This window comes from Streptomyces sp. NPDC054847 (assembly GCF_053610925.1).
In genome coordinates this window covers 1-7,929 of sequence record NZ_JBSGZJ010000333.1, presented here as the reverse complement: position 1 = coordinate 7,929, position 7,929 = coordinate 1, and the positions used below count along the sequence as shown (strand labels likewise).

The window sequence follows — 7,929 nt, the reverse complement described above, 5'->3', positions numbered from 1 at the left end:
GCTCGGACCGTGGGCAGGGGCGCTGCCGTTCCTGTGCCCGCCTCGTGCGGAGGCGTCAGTCGCGGTCGACCTCCTCGCGCAGGATCTCGCCGCTCGCCGCGTCGACGTCGAACGTCGTCTTGTACCAGTCGTCCTGGGTGACGACGTCGACCGACCAGATCACCTTGCCGGCGTCGTCGCTGTCCAGCTCTACGACGGTGACAGTGCCCTTCTTCCGCCCGGTCGCCGTCTTCACCGCCTGCTCGGCAGTCACCTTCGCCTTGCCGAGCAGGTCGGCGGTCTCACGCTTGGCGTCGGCGTCCTGCTCGCGGTCGGGCTGCGAACGGAGCACCCGGCCGGAGTCGGCGTCGATGTGGATGGCGTGGCGGGTGCCGTCCTGAGTGGCCACCTCGGCGGCCCACTCGGGGCTGCCGGGGCTCGGCGCGGGACTGGCGGTGCTCCCGGCCTCCGCGCGGGTCAGCTCGATCTCGACCAGTTTGCTGCCCGACACCTCGCCGACGGCCGTGCCGGCCGCCTTGTCCCAGGTGACCTTGGCGGCAGGGACCAGAGCGCGGCGCTCGGCCTGGTCGTCTGTGAGGCGGGTGGCGGTGCCCGTGGGGCTGGGGGAGCCGGTCGGGCTCGTCGTACTCGTGGGGCTGCCCGTGCCCGTGGGGCTCGGTGCGGCGGCCGGCGCACTCACCTCGCTCCCCTTCTCGCTGCCACAGGCGGTGAGAAGCAGGGCCGAGCAGGCGATGAGACATGCGGGGAGTGCGGCCCGGACGCGAAGAGCATGAGTCGTTACGTTCATGTCGCCACGCGTAACCCCTGGTCCCACGGGAGACACGGGCTGCCGGGAAGATCACTCGATCGCGTCCGCCCCACCGGCGGCGGCCCGCGGCTCCCGGCTGCCGCGACAAGAGCCCGCACAGATGAGGGTCCGCGCCGCGCCCGACGTCCACCGCACCGGACCGGACCCGTTCCACCGCCACTCACCCGGGCAGGGCCTTCGCCGCGGGCACCCGACGAGCAGGTCCCGACCACGCCGCGCGCCCCGTCGCAGCGCGGGACGAACCCCTCCTGGCGCCCCCGTTCCGCATCCTCACGCCGATGCCGTCCAGCGGGGAGCGGTGTCGGCCCAGGCCCTCTCCCATCCGGCGTCGCGCCGTCTGTCCAGCGCCATCGCCGCCACGCCGTAGGCGCCCGCGCCCGTGAGGGCGACCGCCACGCCCGCCGTGGCCGCCCACCCCAGCGCACGGCTGCGGATCTCACCCGCCGTCATGGGCGGATCGGTCAGCCGCCCCTCGGCGTCGCGCCAGACGCGGACGGTGCTGCCGGCGGACAGACCGGGCCGGACCTCGGCCTCACCCGTGCGCGGCCGCCCGTCGGGGCCGAAGAAGCGGACCTCGGCCGGGTACAGCGTGTGCCGGGCCTCCTCGGAGCCGGGTTCCGGATGGCGGGGAGCGTCCCGCACCAGCACGGCGTCGACGGGAGCCCGCGAGCGGGCGTCGGCCGCGGCGTCCGCCCGCAGCGAACCGTGCACGGAGTTGTGCACGATCACCGTCACCGTGGGAGCCGCCGCGGGCACCGCCAGAGCCAGCACCAGCCCGGTCCACGCCTGCAGCACGTCGGAGCGGCGACGCAGAGGGCTGCGCCGCCACCGCCACAGCCCCGCGCGCGCCCGCACGGGGGGCGGCTGCGCCCGCGGTTCCGGGGCGGTCATGTCGTCCCCCGCTCCGGTACCTGTTCCTCCGCGTGGGTCGCCGGATGGCGGTGGGCCGACTCCAGGACGTGCGAGGCCCCCCGCAGCGCCGCCGTGTGCGGTGCGGGAACCGGCTGGACGGGGACCCGCAACTTCCGGGTGAGGTCGTACGTGAACTCCGGCCGCAGCGCGCCGCCACCCGCCAGGAGCAGGCCCCGCCCCAGGGCGTCCAGGGTCTGCTCGGACTCGTCGAGCCGCAGCATGTCGGTGACCATGGCGACGACCGCCCCGGTGATGTCGCGGAAGGTCACGGAGCCGCCGGTGTCGCCGGTGCCCAGCGCCGTCCGGTAGGCGTCCGTCACCTCGCCGTCGCAGAGCAGCGCGACCTCGGTGACATGCGCGCCGATGTCCGCGACGAGCAGCGGCCGGCCCAGGTCCGCGCCCGCTCCCAGGGCGATGGCCTTCGCGGTGGGGACGGTCAGGACCGTACGGGGACGCAGCACCTCGAGCGCGGTGAGAGCCGCGCTGCGGAAGCGGGGCCCGCCGAGCACGGGGGTGGTGACGACGATCAGCGGGCGGCTGAGTGCGGACACACGGCGCCGGAACAGACGCTCGAGCATCCGGGCGGTGCCCTCGGTGTCGACGATGTCACCGCGCCGGACGGGGTACACGCCGTCGGCGCCCGGGAACGTCACCGTGGGGACGTCGAGGATGACACCGCGGCCCGGGGACCAGGCCCGGGTGCGGGAACTGCCGATGTCGATGGCGAAGCGCGGGCAGACCCGGCACACCGGCCGAGCCGTTCGACGGTGCCCGCCGGGCCGGACACCGAAGCCGGTCACCGTCCCGCCTCCCCGCCCCGCGGGCAGCGCCCGCAGTAGCGGGCCTGCGGCACGACGGTGAGGCGATCCAGGGAAATGGGACGCGAACACACATGGCACACGCCGTACCGGCCCTGGTCCATGCGTTCCAGCGCGGCCTCCACGTCGGACAGGACCATGCGTGCGGACGCGCTGAGCTTCACCTGGACCTCGAGCTGAGAGGCCGACCGCCGGCGGAGCGCGTCTCCGGCCCGCGACGGTCGGGTGAACCGCTCCAACTGCTCCAGACGGAAAGCACGTTGCTCCTTCAGGCTCGCGCGCAGCGCCGCGAGGTCGTCGGCGGAGAGCGGCGCGGCGCCGGCGTCGGCGATCCGGTGGTTCACGAAGTCACCCCTCCAGGTGCACGAAGGACAGGACCGGGAGCGCGCCCGTCACGACGCCCGGCGCTGGCAGCCGACGCAGCAGCGGGCGTAGGGCAGGATCTCCAGCCGCTCCACGGGGATCGGCCGCCTGCACTCCTGGCAGAGCCCGTATCCGCCGGCCTCGAGCCGGGCGAAGGCCGCGTCGATCTCCGTCAGCACCCGCTGGATGGACGTCCTCTGCGCGATCATCAGCTCGCGCGGCGCGTCGTTCCCCTCCTGCTCGATCGCCTCCAGCTGCGTGAGGCGGGAGTTGCGCTCGTGCTGGAGACGCTGACCGACCTCGTGGGCGGTGAGACGTTCGGGAAGGGAATCGGAGCGGGCCGCGTCGAGCGACATGAGAGAAGTCCTTCCAGGGGAGTCGAACGCCGTGGAGTCCCGTCGCGGTGTGCTCGCGGACCCGGTGTCCCCGCCGGCGGAACCCGTGCTCCCGCCGGTCGGCGGGAGGGCGAAGGGTTCATGCTGCAACCATCACCGGTGCGCGGAGCCCGCACCATCGGTCCCAGCACCCATTTACCGGGGGTCCGGCAGTGCATGCCGTGCGGGGTCGCGCGGCCCGGTGACCGACGCGGATGGCTGCCGCTGCCGGTCGACACACGCTCCCGCGGCGCGGCAGGCTGAGCCGACCCGAGTGCGGGCCGGGCCCGGCGGTGACCCATAGTGGATGGCACACCGCGAAGACTGTGGAGGTTCGGTACGCCGTGTCGCTGTTCTGGCGGATTTTCGCCCTCAACGCGCTGGTCCTCGGCCTGGCGACGGCGCTGCTGCTGTGGGCGCCGGTGACCGTATCGGTCCCGGTGCTGCTCACCGAGGCCGTCATCCTGGTGGGCGGCCTCGGTGTGATGCTGGTCGCCAACGCGGCCCTGCTGCGCATCGGACTGGCTCCGCTGGAGCGGCTCACCCGGCTCATGACCACCGTCGACCTGCTCCGGCCGGGCCATCGGCTGCCGGGGCCGCCCGGGCGGGGCGGCGTCGCCGAACTGATCAGCACCTTCAACGACATGCTGGAGCGGCTGGAGACCGAACGCGCCACCAGCAGCGCCCGCGCCCTGTCGGCGCAGGAGGCCGAACGACGCCGCATCGCGCAGGAACTCCACGACGAGGTGGGCCAGAGCATGACCGCGGTGCTGCTCGCGCTGAAACGTGTCGCCGACCGGTCCCCGGAGCCCCTGCGGGCCGAGGTGCGGCAGGCGCAGGAGACCACCCGCGAAAGCCTCGACGAGGTGCGCAGGCTGGCCCGCCGACTGCGGCCGGGTGTGCTGGAGGACCTCGGCCTGGTCAGCGCGCTCACCGCGCTGAGCGCCGACTTCGCCACCCACACCGGACTGCGCATCGAGCACGACTTCGACCCCGGACTACCCGCGCTCGCACGGGAGACGGAACTGGTGCTGTACCGCGTCGCCCAGGAAGGACTGACCAACATCGCGCGTCACGCGGAGGCGGAACACGTCCGGCTCGCCGTGCGCCGCACCCCCGGCGCGGTCGTGCTGAGCATCGCCGACGACGGCCGCGGCACCGGCCTCGCCCGCGAGGGCGCGGGGATCCGCGGCATGCGGGAACGGGCCCTGCTGATCGGCGCCACCCTCGAGATCGCACCGGGCGGCGCGGGCGGCACCCGGGTGTCCCTCTCCGTGCCCGACGGCTCCGCGCCCGTCCCCGCGGAGCCCGCCGGCACGGAACGCGCCGGGAAGGAGGTGCCGTAGCCGTGCCCGAGCCCGACGAGATCCGCATCCTGCTCGCCGACGACCACGCCCTGGTGCGGCGCGGCGTGCGGCTGATCCTCGACGGTGAGCCCGGCCTGCGGGTCGTCGCGGAGGCCGGCGACGGCGCGGAGGCGATCGCCATGGCCCGCAGCCACACCGTCGACCTGGCCGTCCTCGACATCGCCATGCCCCGCATGACCGGCCTGCAGGCGGCCCGTGAACTCGCCGCGCTCCAGCCCGGACTGCGCATCCTCATGCTGACGATGTACGACAACGAGCAGTACTTCTTCCAGGCGCTCAAGGCCGGAGCCTGCGGATACGTCCTGAAGTCCGTCGCGGACCGGGACCTGCTGGCGGCATGCCGGGCCGCGATGCGCGGGGAGCCGTTCCTGTACCCGGGCGCGGTCACCGCTCTCATCCGCAACTACCTGGACCGGGCCCGGCAGGGCTACGAGACGCCCGACCAGATCCTCACCGCTCGCGAGGAGGAGGTCCTCAAACTCGTCGCGGAGGGCCAGTCCTCCAAGGACATCGCGGAGACCCTGTTCATCAGTGTCAAGACCGTTCAGCGCCATCGCGCGAACCTGCTGCGCAAGCTGGGCCTGCGGGACCGCCTCGACCTGACCCGCTACGCGATCAGGGCCGGCCTCATCGAACCCTGACGCGCCCCGCGCCTCGGCGTCTCTCGAACTCTGCTGGGCCGCACACCCCTGCTACGGCAGCCGTGCGCCGGCGTCCCGGAGGGGGCCGGGACGCGAGGAAGGGCCGCCGACAGGGCCGCCGCCCCCACCTCCTACACTCGGTCACTGCTCTCGGCCGCGGTCGGCGCGGCACGAGGCGACCCCTGGGAAAGGACCCTGTTCGAGATGAGTTCCGCAGACCGTACCGAGGCACCGATCTACGCGGACCTGGTGGAGGAGCGCGGCGACGTTCCCGCGGAGGCCCGACGGACCGCCGAGGAGACCCTGCGGGAGATGGGCCGGGTCATGGACTTCAGCGACGTGCTGGCCGGCCGCTAGCTCGGCCGAGCGCCGGCGGGCCCACGATCCAGCCCGCCGGTGACGTGCGCCACCGCCCCTGACGCCCGTACCGGCCGTCGGGCGGCTCGCACGGCAGGGCCCTGTCGAGTGGCGGGCGATCACGGGATATCTTGATGTCGAGCAATGTTGCAGACGTGGAGAGCGGAGCACCCGGTGACTGACTCGACCATCATTTACACGCACACTGACGAGGCGCCCGCCCTGGCGACGTACTCGTTCCTGCCTGTGATCCAGGCGTACGCATCGACGGCCGGTGTCACCGTGGAGACCCGTGACATCTCGCTCTCGGGACGGATCATCTCGCAGTTCCCCGAGTACCTCGCCGAGGGACAGCGCATCGACGACGCGCTCGCGGAGCTCGGGGCCCTGGCCAAGACGCCCGAGGCGAACATCATCAAGCTGCCGAACATCTCGGCCTCGATCCCGCAGCTGAAGGCTGCCGTCGCCGAGCTCCAGGAGCAGGGCTACGCGCTGCCGGACTACCCGGACGACCCGAAGACCGACGAGGAGCGCGACATCCGCGCCCGTTACGACAAGGTCAAGGGCAGCGCCGTCAACCCGGTCCTGCGTGAGGGCAACTCCGACCGCCGTGCCCCGGCGTCGGTGAAGAACTACGCCAAGGCGCACCCGCACCGCATGGGCGCCTGGACCCCCGAGTCGAAGACGAACGTCGCCACGATGTCCGCCGACGACTTCCGCTCCACCGAGAAGTCCGTGGTGATCGGCGACGCCGGTTCGCTGCGCATCGAGCTCAAGGGTGACGACGGCTCCACCACCGTGCTGCGCGAGTCGGTGCCCGTGCTCCCCGGCGAGGTCGTCGACGCCTCCGTGATGCGCGTCGCCGCCCTGCGCGAGTTCCTCACCGAGCAGGTCGCCCGCGCCAAGGCCGAGGGTGTGCTGTTCTCCGTGCACCTGAAGGCCACGATGATGAAGGTCTCCGACCCGATCATCTTCGGCCATGTGGTCCGCGCCTTCTTCCCGAAGACGTTCGCCCGGTACGGCGAGTCCCTCGCCAACGCCGGCCTCACACCGAACGACGGCCTCGGCGGCATCTACAAGGGCCTCGAGTCGCTCGCCGACGGCGCCGAGATCAAGGCGTCCTTCGACGCCGAGCTGAACGAGGGCCCGGCCCTCGCCATGGTCGACTCCGACCGCGGCATCACCAACCTGCACGTACCGAGCGACGTCATCGTCGACGCCTCCATGCCGGCGATGATCCGCACCTCCGGACACATGTGGGGCCCGGACGGCCAGGAGGCGGACACCGTCGCCGTCCTGCCGGACAGCAGCTACGCGGGTGTCTACCAGGTCGTCATCGACGACTGCCGTGCCAACGGCGCCTTCGACCCGTCCACCATGGGCTCGGTTCCGAACGTCGGTCTGATGGCGCAGAAGGCCGAGGAGTACGGCAGCCACGACAAGACGTTCGAGATCCCGGTCACCGGCACGGTGCGGGTCGTCGACGCCGCCGGCAACGCCGTGCTGGAGCAGGTCGTCAGCGCCGGCGACATCTTCCGGATGTGCCAGACCAAGGACGCGCCCATCAAGGACTGGGTGAAGCTCGCCGTCACCCGCGCCCGCGCGACCGGCGTCCCGGCCGTGTTCTGGCTCGACGAGAGCCGCGCGCACGACGCCCGGCTGATCGAGAAGGTCCGGACGTACCTGGCCGAGCACGACACCGAGGGCCTTCAGATCGAGATCATGTCGCCGGTGGAGGCGACCGCGTTCTCCCTGGAGCGCATCCGCCGCGGCGAGGACACGATCTCCGTCACCGGCAACGTGCTGCGTGACTACCTGACCGACCTGTTCCCGATCCTGGAGCTCGGCACCAGCGCCAAGATGCTCTCGGTCGTTCCGCTGATGAACGGCGGCGGACTGTTCGAGACGGGCGCCGGCGGCTCCGCCCCGAAGCACGTCCAGCAGCTCGTCAAGGAGAACTACCTGCGCTGGGACAGCCTCGGCGAGTTCCTCGCGCTGGCCGTGAGCTTCGAGCACCTCGCGACGACGACGGGCAACGCCCGCGCCAAGGTCCTCGCCGACACGCTCGACCGCGCCACCGGCACGTTCCTGGGCGAGGACAAGTCGCCGAGCCGCAGGCTCGGCGGCATCGACAACCGCGGCAGCCACTTCTACCTGGCCCTGTACTGGGCCCAGGAGCTGGCCCGGCAGACCGACGACGCGCAGCTCGCGGAGGCGTTCGCGGGTCTGGCGAAGACGCTCGGTGAGCAGGAGCGGACCATCGTCGACGAGCTGATCGCGGTGCAGGGC

General features: G+C 72.5%; 9 protein-coding genes. 4 read left to right on the top strand and 5 right to left on the bottom strand.

All coding sequences use genetic code 11. The features are described from left to right. Positions 1-55 precede the first annotated feature (55 nt). The 5 genes from ACWGH4_RS26125 to ACWGH4_RS26105 form a co-directional block, all read right to left on the bottom strand. On the bottom strand, positions 56-787 hold the full coding sequence (locus tag ACWGH4_RS26125; RefSeq protein WP_453465270.1) for a PepSY domain-containing protein: 732 nt from the start codon (positions 785-787) through the stop codon (positions 56-58). Positions 788-1,078: 291 nt separating this feature from the next. Beyond that, the gene (locus tag ACWGH4_RS26120; RefSeq protein WP_453465268.1) at positions 1,079-1,699 is read right to left on the bottom strand and encodes an Rv1733c family protein; all 621 of its coding nucleotides are present in this window, start codon (positions 1,697-1,699) and stop codon (positions 1,079-1,081) included. Beyond that, positions 1,696-2,520 carry a rod shape-determining protein gene (locus ACWGH4_RS26115; protein WP_453465266.1) on the bottom strand — a complete coding sequence of 275 codons (825 nt, stop codon included), beginning with the start codon at positions 2,518-2,520 and terminating at the stop codon, positions 1,696-1,698. Before ACWGH4_RS26115 ends, ACWGH4_RS26120 begins: the two co-directional genes overlap by 4 nt. Further along, complete coding sequence (locus ACWGH4_RS26110; protein WP_441264698.1) at positions 2,517-2,882, bottom strand: TraR/DksA family transcriptional regulator; 366 nt, start codon at positions 2,880-2,882, stop codon at positions 2,517-2,519. Before ACWGH4_RS26110 ends, ACWGH4_RS26115 begins: the two co-directional genes overlap by 4 nt. A 48-nt stretch (positions 2,883-2,930) precedes the next feature. Beyond that, complete coding sequence (locus ACWGH4_RS26105; RefSeq protein ID WP_453465264.1) at positions 2,931-3,257, bottom strand: TraR/DksA family transcriptional regulator; 327 nt, start codon at positions 3,255-3,257, stop codon at positions 2,931-2,933. A 362-nt stretch (positions 3,258-3,619) separates the two neighbouring features. On the opposite strand from ACWGH4_RS26105, the gene ACWGH4_RS26100 reads away from it, so the two are divergent. The 4 genes from ACWGH4_RS26100 to ACWGH4_RS26085 form a co-directional block, all read left to right on the top strand. Further along, positions 3,620-4,621 (top strand): HAMP domain-containing sensor histidine kinase, encoded by a 1,002-nt coding sequence (locus ACWGH4_RS26100; protein WP_453465262.1) that lies wholly within the window; start codon positions 3,620-3,622, stop codon positions 4,619-4,621. Positions 4,622-4,623: 2 nt separating this feature from the next. After that, positions 4,624-5,283, top strand: a complete 660-nt coding sequence (locus tag ACWGH4_RS26095; RefSeq protein WP_441264696.1) for a response regulator — start codon at positions 4,624-4,626, stop codon at positions 5,281-5,283. Positions 5,284-5,487: 204 nt separating this feature from the next. Next, on the top strand, positions 5,488-5,640 hold the full coding sequence (locus ACWGH4_RS26090; RefSeq protein WP_167306888.1) for a hypothetical protein: 153 nt from the start codon (positions 5,488-5,490) through the stop codon (positions 5,638-5,640). Between the two features lie 174 nt (positions 5,641-5,814). Further along, positions 5,815-7,929, top strand: a 2,115-nt coding sequence (locus ACWGH4_RS26085) for an NADP-dependent isocitrate dehydrogenase (RefSeq protein ID WP_453465259.1), incomplete at its 3' end; no start/stop codon positions are given.